The 15,552-nt window shown below is 71.4% G+C and carries 12 protein-coding genes and 2 pseudogenes; 9 read left to right on the plus strand and 5 right to left on the minus strand.

All coding sequences use genetic code 11. The features are described from left to right. Positions 1–420 precede the first annotated feature (420 nt). Entirely contained in the window at positions 421–954 is a 534-nt protein-coding gene (locus tag ACWCRD_RS22420) for a hypothetical protein (RefSeq protein WP_450967563.1), read from the minus strand. Between the two features lie 82 nt (positions 955–1,036). Between ACWCRD_RS22420 and ACWCRD_RS22425 the strand changes: the two genes are divergently transcribed. Then, on the plus strand, positions 1,037–1,516 hold the full coding sequence (locus tag ACWCRD_RS22425) for an anthrone oxygenase family protein (protein WP_450967564.1): 480 nt from the start codon (positions 1,037–1,039) through the stop codon (positions 1,514–1,516). Positions 1,517–1,655: 139 nt separating this feature from the next. Next, the gene (locus ACWCRD_RS22430; protein ID WP_450967565.1) at positions 1,656–3,143 is read left to right on the plus strand and encodes a glutamate synthase subunit beta; all 1,488 of its coding nucleotides are present in this window, start codon (positions 1,656–1,658) and stop codon (positions 3,141–3,143) included. Positions 3,144–3,158: 15 nt separating this feature from the next. Here the strand turns inward: ACWCRD_RS22430 and ACWCRD_RS22435 are convergent, their stop codons facing one another. Continuing rightward, entirely contained in the window at positions 3,159–3,641 is a 483-nt protein-coding gene (locus tag ACWCRD_RS22435; RefSeq protein WP_450967566.1) for a carboxymuconolactone decarboxylase family protein, read from the minus strand. Between the two features lie 47 nt (positions 3,642–3,688). Between ACWCRD_RS22435 and pdxR the strand changes: the two genes are divergently transcribed. Next, on the plus strand, positions 3,689–5,134 hold the full coding sequence (pdxR, locus tag ACWCRD_RS22440) for a MocR-like pyridoxine biosynthesis transcription factor PdxR (RefSeq protein WP_450967567.1): 1,446 nt from the start codon (positions 3,689–3,691) through the stop codon (positions 5,132–5,134). Positions 5,135–5,143: 9 nt separating this feature from the next. On the opposite strand, the pseudogene ACWCRD_RS22445 reads toward pdxR, so the two are convergent. From ACWCRD_RS22445 to ACWCRD_RS22455, 3 genes and pseudogenes are all read right to left on the minus strand, one after another. Further along, positions 5,144–5,803: pseudogene (locus ACWCRD_RS22445) on the minus strand (SAM-dependent methyltransferase). A gap of 89 nt (positions 5,804–5,892) precedes the next feature. Further along, entirely contained in the window at positions 5,893–6,147 is a 255-nt protein-coding gene (locus tag ACWCRD_RS22450; RefSeq protein ID WP_344403925.1) for a DUF397 domain-containing protein, read from the minus strand. After that, positions 6,148–7,008: a helix-turn-helix domain-containing protein gene (locus tag ACWCRD_RS22455; protein ID WP_344403926.1), complete on the minus strand. Its 861-nt coding sequence runs from the start codon at positions 7,006–7,008 to the stop codon at positions 6,148–6,150. Between the two features lie 227 nt (positions 7,009–7,235). Here ACWCRD_RS22455 and ACWCRD_RS22460 point away from each other — a divergent pair, with 227 nt between their 5' ends. From ACWCRD_RS22460 to ACWCRD_RS22485, 6 genes and pseudogenes are all read left to right on the plus strand, one after another. Further along, on the plus strand, positions 7,236–7,874 hold the full coding sequence (locus ACWCRD_RS22460; RefSeq protein ID WP_450967568.1) for an ATP-binding protein: 639 nt from the start codon (positions 7,236–7,238) through the stop codon (positions 7,872–7,874). Continuing rightward, positions 7,865–8,305, plus strand: a complete 441-nt coding sequence (locus tag ACWCRD_RS22465) for a hypothetical protein (protein WP_115908792.1) — start codon at positions 7,865–7,867, stop codon at positions 8,303–8,305. Before ACWCRD_RS22460 ends, ACWCRD_RS22465 begins: the two co-directional genes overlap by 10 nt. A gap of 273 nt (positions 8,306–8,578) precedes the next feature. Beyond that, positions 8,579–9,742 (plus strand): annotated as a pseudogene (locus tag ACWCRD_RS22470) (ABC transporter ATP-binding protein); the annotation flags it as partial. An 871-nt stretch (positions 9,743–10,613) separates the two neighbouring features. Further along, positions 10,614–12,968: an MFS transporter gene (locus ACWCRD_RS22475; RefSeq protein ID WP_450967693.1), complete on the plus strand. Its 2,355-nt coding sequence runs from the start codon at positions 10,614–10,616 to the stop codon at positions 12,966–12,968. A 195-nt stretch (positions 12,969–13,163) separates the two neighbouring features. Next, positions 13,164–14,129, plus strand: coding sequence for an Lrp/AsnC family transcriptional regulator (locus ACWCRD_RS22480; protein ID WP_450967569.1), 966 nt, complete (start codon positions 13,164–13,166; stop codon positions 14,127–14,129). A 492-nt stretch (positions 14,130–14,621) separates the two neighbouring features. After that, positions 14,622–15,506: a LysR family transcriptional regulator gene (locus ACWCRD_RS22485; protein ID WP_450967570.1), complete on the plus strand. Its 885-nt coding sequence runs from the start codon at positions 14,622–14,624 to the stop codon at positions 15,504–15,506. Positions 15,507–15,552: the final 46 nt, after the last annotated feature.

Raw genomic sequence — 15,552 nt, forward strand, 5'->3', positions numbered from 1 at the left:
CCCGTGGGCGACAGCCCGAGGTCGACTCACGAAGGGCGGGGGCCGTCGGCAAAAGGCCCAGGTCAATTGACAAAAAGCAGAGCCATTGGCGCAAGACGGGGGTTCGTTGGCGAAGAACCGGGCCCGGTTGGCGAAAGGCCGAGACCCGTTGGCGGCAGGGCCGCGGTCGTTCCACGAAAGGCCACGACCCGACAGCGACAGACCGGGTCGCTTCACAAAATCCGGGGCCGTCGGCAAAGGCCCAGGTCGGTTGGCGAAAGGCGAGGCCATTGACACAGGACGGGGGTTCGTTGGTGAAGAACCGGACTCGGTTACCGAAAGGCCGAGGCCCATTGACGAAAGAGCCGGGCGCGCCGACGAGAGGCTCGGGTGTGCCCGTAACAGGCCCGGGCTTGCAGGCAAGACACACGGAAGCGTCGGCTACCGGCACAGGGCGCCTGCCGAAGGAAGATCGGGCGGCAGCCGGCCCGTCGGCGCCGAGGTCGCGATCAGCTGCGGCGGCAGGCGGCCCGCCGGCGCCGCGACCGCGATCGGCTCCGGCAGCAACCGGCCCACTGGTGCGGCGAGCGGCGGCAACAACGGCAGACGGCCCGCTGGCGCCACGACCGCGATCGGCCCCGGCAGCAGACGGCCCGCTGGCGCCACGACCGCGATCGGCCCCGGCAGCAGACGGCCCGCTGGCGCTGAGGTCGCGATCGACTCCGGCAGCAACCGTCCCTCTGGCGCCACGACCGCGCTCAGCCCCGGCAGCAGCCAGCCCACCAGCGCCACAACCACGATCAGCCCCGGCAGCAGCCAGCCCACCAGCGCCACAACCACGATCAGCCCCGGCAGCAGCCAGCCCACCAGCGCCACGAGCGGCGGCGGCAACGGCAGGCGGCCGACCGGCGTTGCGACCCGCAGCCGCCGGATCGCGGGTGGACGCTCGCGTATGCGGCCGGGTTCCTCGGCCATGGTCACTGTGCTCGTACGGGAATTCACTTGTGGTGACGGGAGGTGCCGGGGAAGATCTCGGCTCTACGCGGGAGTTGACGACATGATCGCTGGACCGTATTTCTGGCTGACGGTGCTGGGTGTACTCGGGACCGGTCTGGTGGCCGGGGTGTTCTGCGGCTTCTCGACGTTCGTGATGAGGGGGCTCGCCGCGCTGCCGCCCGCGCAGGGCGTGGCCGCGATGAACTCGATCAATGCGACCGCGGTGATGCCGGCGTTCATGCTGGTGTTCGTGGGGTCGGCGGTGCTGTGCGCGGTGCTCGCCGTGGTGACGTTCGTGCTGTGGCCGGACGACGGGAGGGCGGAACTGCTGGTGGGCAGCGCGCTGTATCTGTTCGGCTCGTTCGGGGTGACCATGGTCGCGAACGTGCCGCGCAACGACACGTTGGCCAAGCTGGACCCGGGCACCCCGGAAGCCGCCGCGTACTGGCCGACGTACATACGCGAGTGGACGTTCTGGAATCACGTGCGGATGGTCGCCTCGGCCGGTTCGGCGGTGGCGTACGTGCTGGCGCTGACCTGAGCGGAACGGAAGGACAGAAGGCTAGACGGAAAGCGCTGTCCGTCCCCTCTGCGCACGGGGCCCGGGAGTCGTATCGTGGCCGAAAGAGTGCCGCCCGATGACGCACGGCTCGTCGCATGCGTAGGCAAGGAAGACGGCCATGGCCGATCCCAAGGGATTCATGACCACGCCCCGCCAGGACTGGCCCCGCCGCCCGGTCGCGGAACGGGTCCAGGACTGGGACGAGGTCTACGTCCCCGGGGCGCTGCTGCCCATCATCAACAAGCAGGCCGACCGGTGCATGGACTGCGGTATTCCGTTCTGCCACGACGCCTGTCCGCTCGGGAATCTGATACCCGAGTGGAACGACCTGGTCAGCCGGGACGACTGGCGGCAGGCGGCCGACCGGCTGCATGCCACGAACAACTTCCCGGAGTTCACCGGACGGTTGTGTCCCGCGCCGTGCGAGGCGGGCTGTGTGCTCGCCATCAACCAGCCCGCGGTCACGATCAAGAACGTCGAGGCCGCCATCGCGGACCAGGCCTGGGAGCTTGGGTTCACGCCGCCGCGGCCGCCGGACCGGCTGTCCGGGCGGACCGTCGCGGTGATCGGGTCCGGGCCGACCGGGCTGGCCGCGGCCCAGCAGCTGACACGGGCCGGGCACACGGTCGCCGTGTACGAGAAGGACGACCGGCTCGGCGGGCTGATGCGGTACGGCATTCCCGAGTTCAAGATGGAGAAGCACCATCTGGAGCGGCGGCTGGAGCAGATGCGGGCCGAGGGTACCAAGTTCCGCACGTCGACGGCGGTCGGGCGGGACGTCGGGGCGGCGGAGCTGCGGGCCCGGTACGACGCCGTGGTGATCGCGACGGGGGCGACCGCCTGGCGCGAACTGCCCGTACCGGGGCGCGAGTTGACGGGGATACAGCAGGCGATGGAGTATCTGCCGCTGTCCAACCGGGTGTGCGAAGGGGACTTGGAGAGCTCTCCGATGTCCGCCGCCGGGAAGCACGTCGTCATCGTCGGCGGCGGTGACACCGGGGCGGACTGTCTGGGGACGGCCGTGCGCGAAGGGGCCGCGTCCGTCACGCAGTTGGACATCTACGCCCAGCCCGGCGCCGCGCGCGACGAGGACGCCGAGCCCTGGCCGACGTACCCGAAGATCTACCGGCTGTCGGCCGCCCACGAGGAGGCGCGGGATCTGGAGACGGCGCCGGCGGCGGACGCGGACGCGCGGCTGTTCGCGGCGTCCACGCTCCGCTTCACCGGCGACGAGAGCGGGCATGTGCGGTCGCTGCACCTGGTCGAGGTGGACGCGGCCCGGCGTCCACGGCCCGGCACCGGGCGGACGCTCCCCGCCGACCTCGTGCTGCTCGCGCTGGGCTTCTCCGGACCCGACCGTCAGGACGGGCTCGTCGACCAGCTGGGGCTGGAGATGGAGCCCCGCGGGACGATCACCCGGGATGCGGGGTTCGCGACGAACGTGTCCGGTGTGTTCGCGGCCGGGGACGCCGCCCGGGGGCAGTCGCTGATCGTGTGGGCGATCGCGGAGGGGCGGGCGGTGGCGGCGGCCGTCGACCGTTATCTGACGGGGAGTTCGCGGCTCCCGGCGCCCATTGGGCCGTACGACCGTCCGATGACGGTGTAGCAACCGTCGGCCCGGCTAGCGGCGCCGCTCGTCCGTCCCGGCCACCTTGCCCGTCGAGAGGGCCACCCGGTTCCAGGTGTTGATCGTGAGGATCAGCGCGAGGACGTGGGCCAGTTCCTGCTCGTCGAAGTGGGCTGCGGCCTGCGCGTAGACCTCGTCCGGGACGCCGCCGTCGGCCACCAGTGTCACCGCCTCGGTCAGGGCGAGGGCGGCCTGTTCCCGTTCGGTGAAGAAGTGGCGGGCCTCGCGCCAGACGGCGACCATGTGCAGCCGGTCCTCGCTCTCGCCGGCCTTGCGGGCGTCATGGGTGTGCATGTGCAGGCAGTACGCGCAGTGGTTGAGGTGCGAGGCCCGGATCTGGATCAGTTCGACGAGGGCCGGGTCGAGTCCCTCGCGGGCGGCGGCGTCGAAGCCGATGAGCGCGCGGAAGACCGTCGGGGCGGACTTCGCGAAGTCCAGGCGGGCCGTCGTCGTGATGTGCGTCGTGTTCGTCGTCATGTGCTTCAACCTATGGGCCTGAAAGACCGGCTGTAGGGTGCACTTTCATGGCGAAACCGTGGGTCAATTCCGCTGAGCGGATCGGGGCCGACCTGCATCTGGAGCTGGTCGAGGCGGGTGGGCGGCGGGCCGCGCTCATCGGGGCGCTGCGCGAGGCCGTACGGGAGGGGCGGCTCGCTCCCGGCACCCGGCTGCCGCCGTATCGTTCGCTCGCCGCCGACCTCGGTGTCGCCCGCAACACGGTGGCCGACGCGTATGCGGAGCTGGTCGCGGAGGGCTGGCTGAGCGCCCGGCAGGGCTCGGGCACCCGGGTGGCAGACCGTGCCGAACCACTGCGGCAGGCCGAGCGGACGCCCCGAAAGACACCGCCACGCTCGCGTGGCCCTCGCCACGATCTGCGCCAGGGCACCCCGGACGCGTCCGCGTTCCCGCGTGCGGCCTGGCTGGCGTCGTACCGGCGGGCGCTGCAGCAGGCGCCCAACGAGGTGTTCGGCCCCGGTGATCCCGCCGGCCGGATCGAGCTGAGGGAGGCGCTCACGGAGTATCTGGCACGCGCGCGTGGTGTGCGCACCGAGCCGGACCGGATCGTGATCTGCTCCGGTTTCGCGCACGGGCTGCGGCTGCTCTTCGGCGGCCGGGACAGGGTCATCGCCGGGCCGCTGGCCGTGGAGGCGTACGGGCTGCCGTTCCACCGGGAGCTGCTCGTGGCCGGGGGCGTGCGGACCGTACCGCTCCCTTTGGACGAGCAAGGCGCACGTGTGGACCGGCTGGAGCGGGAGCGGGCCGTTCTGCTCACGCCGGCACACCAGTTCCCCACCGGCGGCCCCCTGCACGCGGAGCGTCGGGCCGCGGTGGTGGACTGGGCACGCGCGCGTGGCGGGGTGGTGGTGGAGGACGACTACGACGGGGAGTTCCGTTACGACCGCAGGCCCGTCGGGGCGGTCCAGGGGCTCGACCCCGAGCGGGTGATCCTGCTCGGCTCGGTCAGCAAGAGCCTGTCGCCTGCCGTGCGGCTGGGCTGGATGGTGCTGCCCGGGCGGTATGTGGACGGTGCGCTGGCGGCCAAGGGCGAGCGGGAGGCGTGGGCGAGCGTCCTCGACCAGCTGAGCCTTGCCGACTTCATCGTCTCCGGCTCGTACGACCGTCATGTGCGGCGCATGCGGCAGCGGTACCGCAGCCGCCGCGACCGCCTCGTCGCGGCGCTCGCCGTCCACGCGCCGCACATCGAGGTCACCGGGGTCGCGGCGGGCCTGCACGCGGTGCTGCGGCTGCCGGCGGGCACGGAACGCTCCGCCGTCAAGGCCGCCGCCTGGCAGGGCGTCGCCCTGGACGGACTGGCCGAATTCCGTCACCCGGCAGCGGACATGGCGGCCCAGGACGGCCTGGTCGTGGGGTACGCGACGCCCTCCGAGCATGCGTACGGGGCGGCACTGGAGGCACTGTGCGGGGTGCTGCCACCGGAGGCGGACAAGCCTCCTCGCGCCTCCCGATGACCGCCGGGGTCAGGGCTTGCGTCCCACCGCCCCGTACCCCGGAATCACCCCGTCGTCCTGCCCGGGCACCGGCTCCCCCGGCTCGGGATGCCACAACTGCGGCACCTCGACGGCCCGGCTCGACCATCTCCAGGCCGTCGAAGAAGCGTGTGAACTCCTCGCGGGAGCGCAGTGCCAGGGTGACGCCCGCGGCCTTGAGCTGCCCGGTCGCGGCCTTCGCCTCCTCCGGGGTGAAGTCGGCCGTCGCATGGCTGGCCACCAGGTAGCTGCCGGAGGACAGTTCGGCCAGCAGCCGGCGGACCAGTTCGTGCGCGCCGCCCTCGTCGGGGACGTCGGCCTGCAGATACTCCGTGACGCCGTCGTCCGTGCCGCGCAGCAGGGCGGCTGCATGGGCGAGCACGATCGGGTCGTTGTCGCAGTGGACGACCCTGGTCTCGGGTGCGATCTCCTGGGCGACCTGGTGCAGATTGGGCTCGGTGGGGATGCCGGTGCCGATGTCGAGGAACTGCCGTACGCCGTGCCGGGCCGGCCACCGTGTGGCGGCCCTCCTCCACTACCTCAAGGGCGTGGGCGGTATCCCCACTCATCCACCGGGTAGTTGTCCTTGCCGCCGAGGCACCAGTCGTACATCCGGGCGGGATGCGGCATGCCGGTGCCGATCTCAACCATAATTGATGGCCCATCAGTCCGCTATCGAGACTTGGTTCACCATCAGGGGACAGTTGATCAAGTGTCCGAGCAGGCGCCGGAGCAACACGTCACGACAGCAGGAAGTCCGCCTCCCCCGCCTTGGCGCCCTCGATGAACGCCGTCATCTCGTCGGTGGTGTAGATCAGCGCCGGCCCGTCCGGGTCGGTGGACTGACGGACGGCGATCCGGCCGTCCGCCAGCTTCATCGCCTCCAGGCAGTTGCCGCCGTTGCCGCCGCTCCACGGCTTGAGCCAGCCCTCGCTGCCCAACTCCCGTGCGGGCATGCCGTTGTAGACGTGGCCCCGCGCCTTGATGCGATCCATTCACAGCTCCTTGCGGAGATCCTCGAGGATCTCCTTCGTGCGATGTGCCGTAGCGGCCTGCGCCGCCATGCGGTCCATGACCTCGAGGTGGGTCGCCACCTCGGCGCGCGCGTCGAGATAGACAGCGCCGGTCAGGTACTCGCTGTAGACCATGTCCGGCAGTTCTGACATGGCAAATCGGAACAGCACGAAGGGCCCGTACGTACCGGGGTGCGGGCCGCCCGCGAAGGGCGCGACCTGCACGGTCACGTTGGGCAGCTTCGTGGCCTCGAGCAGTCTGTCGATCTGGGCACGCATCACCTCCGGGCCGCCGACCGGGCGGCGCAGCGCGGTCTCGTCCAGGACGGCCCAGAAGCGTGGCGCGTCCTGACGGGTGAGCAGTTCCTGGCGTTGTATGCGCAGGGCGACATGGCGCTCGATGTCCTCGGGGCTGGTCTGGCCGATCGCACCCGAGCGCAGGACTCCGCGGGCGTAGTCCTCGGTCTGCAGCAGGCCGGGGACGAAGTGGGGGTCGTAGGAGCGGATGAGGCTCGCGGCGCCCTCGAGGCTCACGTACATGGAGAACCAGCCGGGCAGGATGTCGTGGAACCGCTGCCACCAGCCGGGTCTGTTGGCCTCCTCGGCCAGCTGTACGAAGACCTCGGCCTCCTCCTCGGAGACCCCGTAGGACTTCAGGAGCAGCTGGAGGTACGGGATTTTGAGGGAGACCTCGGCCATCTCCATGCGGCGGACGGTGGCGGGGGCGACCCTCAGGATGCGGGCGGCCTCCTCGCGCTTGAGGCCGGCGTGCTCCCGCAGGTCCAACAGGCGGCGGCCGAGGACGACTTGACCGACCGTCGGCGCGGACCGCGGTTCGCTCACCCTCCACCTCCCGTGGCCGCTGAGAGTCCAAAAAGCATGCTGACAGCCATACGGCGCCATTCGAAGACCTATTCGAAGATCTGTACGGTTTCGTACGGGTCTCCGTCGATCCCAAGTGGCGCCGCATGACGTGCTGTTGCGAGCAGTGTGCCACGGCCTTCCACACCGTCACAGGCACTCTGCAATTTTCAGAGTGACACTTGCCAAGTGTTCACGCCGGGGCGATAGTGGCAAGCGTGATTCCGTCCGCGCCCTTAGGAACAGACGCCACCGAAGGCCGCCCCCACAGCCTCGGTGCACGCCACGCGGGGGCCCCTGCCGAGCGCCGGTTCCGCTTCGAACTGGCCGCGCACCCGGCTTCTCCCGCGCAGGCCAGACGCCTGACGAGGGCCCGGCTGAACGTCTGGTCGGTGTGCGAGGACATCTGCGACACCGCGGCTCTGGTCATCTCCGAGCTGGTCACCAACGCCCTTGTGCACACGGCGAGCAGCCACATCGTCTGCGAGCTGCACGACGGCGACGAACTGGTGCGCATAGCCGTGCGTGACGAGGGCTGCTCCCCGGGTGCGCCCCGTGCGTCGCGGGCGCGGCCCGAGGAGGAGCACGGGAGGGGGCTGCTCCTCATCGACGCGCTGTGCGACGCATGGGGCGCCCATGAGCACGGTCCGGGGCTGCTGGTCTGGGCGCAACTGCCACGCAAGGCCGACACCGACCGCCATGCCTGCGGACCCTGTAACGACCTGGGCTGGGGAGCCCGCCCCAAGCCGGGACCGGCCGGTGGTTCGGGTGACGAGGACGAGGCGGCCGCACCGCACGGTGGGGACGCACACCACGGGCAGCACGGGACGGGGGCCGCATGGCGGTGAGCGCTGCGTCCGGCGGCCGGGTGCTGAGCCTGGACACGCTGGTCCGCCTCGGGCGCGGAGTGCACACGCCGGGCACGCCCCGGCGGCTGCCGGTGCCGGACGGCATGACGGCCCCGATGGGCTGCGACGCCGTGGAGGTGCCGGCCCGTTTCGGCCCGCTGGTGCTGTCCCGGCTGCCGCGCGTGGGGTGCGTGTACGCCGACGCGGCGCACTGGTGGTGGCTCGTCCCGTCCGACTCCGACTACGCACTTCAATGGCCGACGCCCGCGCAGTACGCCGCCGGGGCGCTAGTTCCGGACGCCCCGGCGGTCCCCGACCTCATCCACCGGCCGGCCGGCACACTCCCGTACACCCCGCCGATCCCGCTGTATCTGGCGCTGTGCCGGGTGACGGGGACGACGCCTACGTGGTCGCGGCCGGCCGTCGCATGACCCTCGTGGTTGCGTAAACATCGCGCCCTTGCCGGGCGTACGCCCGCGCGCTCGTTCCGCTGCGCCACGCGCTCTCCCCCGGAGGGTCCGGTCCCGCGATAGTGGCCGTTCGTCGACGTGGATCGGGGGAGGCCGACGGTGGCGGAATCACAGGGCTCGGGCGGGCGCGGAAAGTCACGGGGCTCAGGCAGGCAGGAGAAGAAGCGCGGCGACGGTCCGCCCGAGGTCTCCGAGTCGGAACAGCTGCTCTTCGGCGGGCCGTTGCGCTACGACCTGGGCTGGAACCAGCACCGGGACGCGTTCATGGAGCTGAACTTCCGGGCCATGGTGACGCGGCTGCCGGCCCTGCTGGGCTCCAGCTTCCGGCTCGCCTGGCAGGCCGACCGGCGGGCGGCGCGGATCGTCCTGGCGGCCGAGGCGGGCCGGGGTGTGGCCCAGGCGGTGGGCCTGCTCGCCGTGAACAGCGTGCTGGGCCGGCTGATCACCGGCGGTGCGATCGGGGACCGGCTGCGCGACGCTGTGCCGGTGCTGGCCGCGATGGCCGCCGTGGCGCTGTTCGGAGCAGTGCTGCGGGGCGCGTCGACGTATGCGACCGGACGCCTGGAACCCAAGGTGGAGCGGGTCGCGACCGAGCTGTATCTGGAGCGGGCGGCGGCCGTGGAACTGGCCGCGATCGAGGACCACGCCTTCCACAAGCTGCTGGACACCGCGCAGTACGGCGCCGGTTCGGCGCGGCGGATGATCTCGTACTCCACGCGCGTGGTGAGCGCGCTGATCTCGCTGATCGCGGCGGCGGGCGTGCTGACCGTGCTGCACCCCGTCCTGCTTCCGCTGCTGGCGACGATGACGCTGCCGACGGCGTGGAGCGCGCTGACGAACGCCCGGCGGCGCTACGAGTCCTGGCACACCTGGGTGCAGCATGCCCGGGCCGGCTATCTGCTCAGCGGCCTGCTCACCGAACCGGCCGCGGCCCCCGAGATCCGGGTGCACGGGGTCGGCCCGTTCCTGCTGCGGCACTATCACGCCATGTCGGAGACGGCGGAGGCCGAACAGGCCCGCCTTGCCCGGCTTGCGGCGCGCACCGGGCTGATCGCCGCGGCCTGGACGGGCCTGGCGAACGTGGCGACGTATGCGACGCTCGGCGGGCTGCTGCTCGCCGGGGCGATGGCGCTGTCCGTGGCGGGTACGGCGGTCATCGCGATCCGCACCGGCTCGTCGAGCCTGGACAACCTCGTGGTGGCGGTCAACTCGCTCCACGAGGACGCCCTGTTCGTGGGCGATCTGCAGAAGCTGTACGTCGAGGCGGCCGAGCGGGCGATCCCGGTGGGCGGCGACCCGCTGCCCGAGGACCCGCGGGAGATCCGCTTCGAGAACGTCACGTTCAGCTACCCGGGCGAGTCCGCCCGCCCCGCCCTCGACGACGTCACGCTCACCCTGTAGGGGCGGCGTGGAGATGAACACGGTCGGTGCGGTGACCAGGGGTGCACATCACCGCTCCAAGCGCGTGAACACTGCCCGCGCGGGGACCTCGTGAACAATTCCTACATGCAGCCGCAGGAGCAAGGCGTGCGCCAGCCCGGCCCGACCGCCCGTATCCGATCCGGCAGCTTACGAGCAAGGAAGTCCAACTCCGATCTGGTCAGCCACCGAACAGCGCAGCCCGACCAGGATGAAGGCCTTGCTCGCCGAGGTCACAGTCACCGTCTGCCGCACCGTCTCCGGGGTCGGCGCGGCGAACGGCAGGTCCTCGTGCGGCCGTACAGCAGATCGGCGCGCATCTCGTCGGCGACGAAACGGCGGATACGCGGGCGGGTGCATCACGACCGCGTCCAACGGGGGCGGACGCCACATGCAACACCGCCTGCACCGCCCTGATATGACCGGCCCCGTCGTCGTGCGCGACGGACTCCTGCCGGCGCCCGGCCAAGGGCGCCGACCCAAGAGCCCTTTCGCCGAGGCGTACCCGCCACACATCCGCCCACGCGTCCTCGAACACTGGGACGGCTGACCTGCTCGTCGTCCAGGAACGGCTCACGCAGTGGCAGGTCAACTCGGATGCGGAATGTGGCACACCGCACCGCCTACGGATGACGCAAGATCCGCGCATGCACAGGGCAGATGGCGGTTCTTGTCCGTTCCGCAACGGATCCTTGGTGCTGGGGCACTTCGGGGCGGAGATTGGCACGGCCAGTCCGGGAGCGCGCCGCACCACCCGTGCGGCACGGTCGCGAAAGGAAGCTCTGTGAACGCCACGACAGCCGCAGCACCGGTCACCGCCTCGCCGGATCGTCGCCAGGCCACACTGGTCATGGCCTGCGTCGGCGTGTTCGTCGCCTACATGCCGGTGACCACCGTGTCGGTCAGTCTGCCCGCAATCCAGCGGGCGTTGCACGCACCGACCTCCCAACTGCAGTGGGTGACGGACGCGTTCGTGCTCCCGATGGCCGCGTTCGTCCTGACCGCCGGGGTGGTGGGGGACGTGTACGGCCGCAAGGGGGTGTTCCAAGCGGGCCTGCTGTGCTCGGCCGCAGGTGCCGCCACCGCGCTGGGTGCCCGCTCCATCGAGGTGCTGTGGGCAGGGCAGGCGCTCTCCGGCCTGGGTGCCGCGGCGCTGCTGCCGACGACGCTGGCGCTGATCAGCCATGCGGTGCCGGACCCGCGCGAGCGCGGCAGGTTTGTCGGGCTGTGGGCGACCGCCCTGTCGGCGGCCCTGGCCTCCGGCCCGCTGGTCGCCGGCATCCTGGAACATGCCGCCTGGCGCTGGATCTACCTGCTGCCGATCCCCGTCTCGCTGATCGCCCTGACCGCCTCGATCCCTCTCCTGGCCGACTCCCGCGCGCCGCGGGGGCGACGACTGGACTGGCTCGGGCAGCTCACCGCCGCGACGGCGGTCACCGCGCTCGTGTACGGCGTGATCGAGGGCGGTGCCGGTTCGTTCACGGACACCCAGGTGCTGGTGGCCCTGCCGCTGGCCGGCCTCGCCGCCCTCGCTTTCGTGATGGTGGAGCGGCACAGCCCGAGTCCGATGCTGGATCTGAGGCTGTTCCGCAGTTCCGGCTTCGTCGGCGCCACACTCGTCGCGATGATCACCTTTCTCGGGCTGATCGGCTTCTACTTCGCGATGAGCCTGTACTACGGCGTCGTCCAGCGGCTGACCACGTTGGAAGCAGCCGAGCGGATGATCATGGTCAGTGGGACGACGCTGGTTCTCGGCCCACTGGTGGGCCGACTGACCCGGCACGTCAACGCCCGGGTCCTGATCACGGGCGGTCTGCTGGTGGCCGCAGGTGCTTTGCTGTCCTTGACAGGCGTCGAGGTCCACACCTCGCTGGGCGCGCTGTCATGGCGGCTGGTGCTGCTGGGTCTCGGCCTGGGCTTCGTGATCACTCCCATGACCAACACGGCTGTCAACTCCGTGCCGTTCGAGCTGGCGGGCATGGCCTCGGCGGGCAGCAACGCCTTCCGCCAGCTCGGCGCGGCGCTCGGCCCGGCCGTACTGGGCGCCGTGCTCTCCACGCGGGCCACGAGCACGCTGCCCGGGCACCTTGCGGATGCGGGCCTGACCGGGGCGATGGCCCGGCGCATCATCGAAACCGCCGCCGACAGCGGCCTGAGTGCGGTGGCCCGCATGCCACTGGGCGCCGACCGTGGACGTGCTCTGACGGCGCTGGGCGAGTCGTTCCTCGGCGGACTGAGACTGTGCCTGACCGTCAGCGCTGGCCTGCTTCTGCTGGCCGCCCTGGCGGCCGCGGTCCTGATCCGCCACCCGCGCCCCTCGGTCGTACCGGACTCCGGGAGGGCACAAGGCGGGACGCCGGACGCGTCGCTCGACCGGGCGACGCGCACCACCGGAGACACCGCACACCTCGTCTCGGCTCCCCGACCGCCTGGCCCGCTGCTCTCGGGCCGAGTGAGCGACACGGACGGGAGCGGCATGGCGGGCGCGACGCTGACCCTGATCTCACCGATCGGACGCCGACTGGGACGGACGGTGGCGCGCGGCGACGGCACCTACCGGCTGGACGCTCCCGGGCCCGGGGCGTACTTCCTGGTCACGGCGGCCTCCGGTCACCGGCCGCAGGCGCGGACCCTGCTGCTCGGAACGGAGCCGACGACGTACGACGTCGTCCTGCCCTCGATCCGCGGGCTGGCGGGCACGGTGACCAACGAGGAGGCCGCGCTGCCCCTGGAGGCAGCCGTCGTGACCGTGACGGACGTGCACGGCGCGGTGCTGGCGGCCGGCTCGACCGACGAGCACGGCCGGTTCTGCTTCCGGGAACTGCCATACACCGACGGCACGGTGGAGGTGCGGGCGACCGCCACCGGCTTCCGGCCGGCCGCGCTTCCGGTCCGGCTGTCCGACGCCGGTGCTGCCACGGTGCATCTGCCACTGCGGCCGAGCGCACGGCTGCGGGGAACCGTACGCAGCGGCGCCGACCGCACGCCCCTGGCGGATGCGCGGGTGACACTGGTGAACGCCGTCGGCGATGTCGTGGCCGACGCGATCACCGCAGCGGACGGCGATTACGCCTTCACCGACCTCGACGCCGGCGAGTACACGGTCATCGCAGCCGGGTATCCGCTCGCGACGGTGCACCTGGCGGTGGGCAGCGGTCACGACCTGGACGGTCTGGACCTCGCCCTGGCCCACCCCGAAATCTGACCGACGCCTTCACCGACGTACCGGACGGGGCCGCCCGAGCGGAGCGGCCGTACCGGTACGGGCGCCTTCCGTGGGGACGGGACGGCGCCCCGCGCGAGACCCGGGACCGTACTCCCCCATGGGTCCCGGGTCTCCCCGCGACAGACAGCACCGGGCCCCGACCGACCGCCCCGACACCGAGCCTTGGAGCTGGACATGCCCGTGGACTCCCCGGCACGCGACGTCCTCGACACACTCGACGTCCAGCTGCTGCGGGCTCTGCAGATCGACGGGCGCGCCTCGTTCAGCCGTATCGGGGCCGTGCTCGGCGTCTCCGACCGGACGGTCGCCCGCCGCTTCCAGCGGCTGTGCACCCTCGCGAACCTGCGGGTGGTGGGCATGACCGACGACCGCAGGCAGGGCGGGGTCAGCTGGATCGTCCGGCTGGGCTGTGTGCCCGACGCCGCCGAGAGCCTGGCGGACACGCTGGCCCGGCGCCCTGACACGGTCTACGTCGCCGTGGCCTCCGGAGGCACCGAGGTGGTGTGCGGCGTGCGTGACACGGACGGACTCGTCCTGGACCGGCTCCATCTCAGCGCAGGGGTCACGTCGGTCAGCGCCCACTGTGTGCTGCATTCCTTCCACAAGGGCGCGCTCGGCCCGGTCCACCGCATCGCTGCGCTCGCCCCCGAGCAGGAGGCCGCGCTGCGCCCTCCGCCCGCGGAGTCGTCCGACCAACCGATCCCACGGCCGGCCTCGGACGATGTGCTCCTGGCGGCGCTGCGACGCAACGGACGAACGCCCCTCACCCAACTCGGCCAGGTCACCGGTCAGTCGGAGTCGGCCGTCCGGCGCAGGCTGGAGCGTCTGCGCTCGGCAGGTGTCCTCCACTACACCGTGCAGTTCGACCATGAGCAGCTCGACCACGGGTTCCGGGTGCTGCTGTGGCTCACCGTCGCCCCCGCCCACCTGACCCGCGTCGGACACGAACTCGCCGGCCACCCGGAGGTGAACTTCGCCGCGGCCGTCACGGGCGACTCCAACATCGTCGTCTCCACGTACTTCGCCACGCACAGAGAGCTGTACGCCTACCTCATCAGCGGCATCCGCGGCGTCGAGGGCATCGGGAGGGTGGAGACTTCGTCCGTCCTGCGTCAGGTCACACAGCTCGCACACCCGTAGAGCAAGAGCCGGGCGAACTGCGACGCCTTGCCGGCGGCTGGGAGTGACCAGTGCCCCAGTGCGGGCCCACCAGCCTGGTCCCGGCCACGGCGTGCGTGGCCGTCGCACACGGCAGGTGGCGCCCGGCGCCTGCGCCGTCGCCCGGTTCGCCGCGATGTTCGGCTACGACACCCACCTCGGCCGCCTCACCACCAGCGCCACGGTCACCAGCCTCGAAGCCCTGTTCGTGGCCCGCGAACTCCCTCCCGGCCGGGGCATCGCCCACAGCGTGGACGCCCACTACACCCACAGCCGCATGTGCTACGTCCCCGGCATAAAAGGCTATCCCGTGCCCACCGTCGAACCTGCCACCCTGACCGGCGTCGCCACCGCCTCCGCCCGCATCCTCGCCGACGGCATGACCGGCCCCGACCCCATCTTCCTGAGCACCCGCAAGGCCGACCGCAGGGCGTTCACGGCACGGCACGGCGCCCCAAGTGGAGGATGGGGGTCATGGACATCCGGCAACTGGAGTACTTCCTCGCGATCGTGGACCACGGGGGTTTCAACCGGGCGGCATCGGCCCTGTACCTCTCGCAGCCATCGCTCTCCCAGGCCGTTCAGGCGCTGGAGCGGGACCTGGGCAGCGATCTCTTCCACCGGATCGGCCGCAAAGCCGTGCTCACCGAGGCGGGGACGGCGTTGATCGAGCCGGCCCGGGCGGCTGTGCACAGCCTGGAGACGGCCCGCGCCAGCGTCGCAGCCGTTCACGAACTGCGGGAGGGGCGGCTGGACATCGCGGCCATGCCCTCGCAGGCGGTGGAGCCGCTGACCACGATGATCCGTGCGTTCAGCGCCCGCTATCCCGGGGTGTCGGTGAACATCCGGGCCGCCTTCACCTCCCGCGATGTCGTCGACATGGTGCGTACAGGCGCCGCCGAGCTGGGACTGCTCGCCGCGTCGAAGCCGTTTACCGACAAGGATGTGCTCTCCCATGCCGCCGGGAAACAGCGATTCGTGCTGGTCACCCCTCCCGACGGGCCGTTCCCCGCGGGTCGGCCGGTCGCCTGCGAGGAGCTGGCCGGGCAGCGTCTGATCGTCGGTCAGCGCGGTACCGGCATGCGTGCCTACGTGGACGGGCTGCGCGATCGCGGCATCGGCTTCACCATCGCGGCGCAGACCGAGCACCGGGTGGCGATCCTTCCATTGGTCCTCGCGGGGGTCGGGCTCGCCGTGGTCACCGACTCCTGGCGCACCACGGCCGAGCGAGCCGGCGCACTGGTCCTGGACATCGAGCCGAAGACAACTCTGCGGATCGCGCTGGTCAGCCGCCGGACCGAGCAGTCACCGGCCGCCCGTACCTTCCTGGCCTGCGCCCTTGATGCCATCGAGTACTGACCCAGGGCCTTATAGGCAGGGCTTATAAGGCAGATCGGCAGAGCGT

The sequence above is a fragment of the Streptomyces sp. NPDC002092 genome (genome assembly GCF_053593775.1).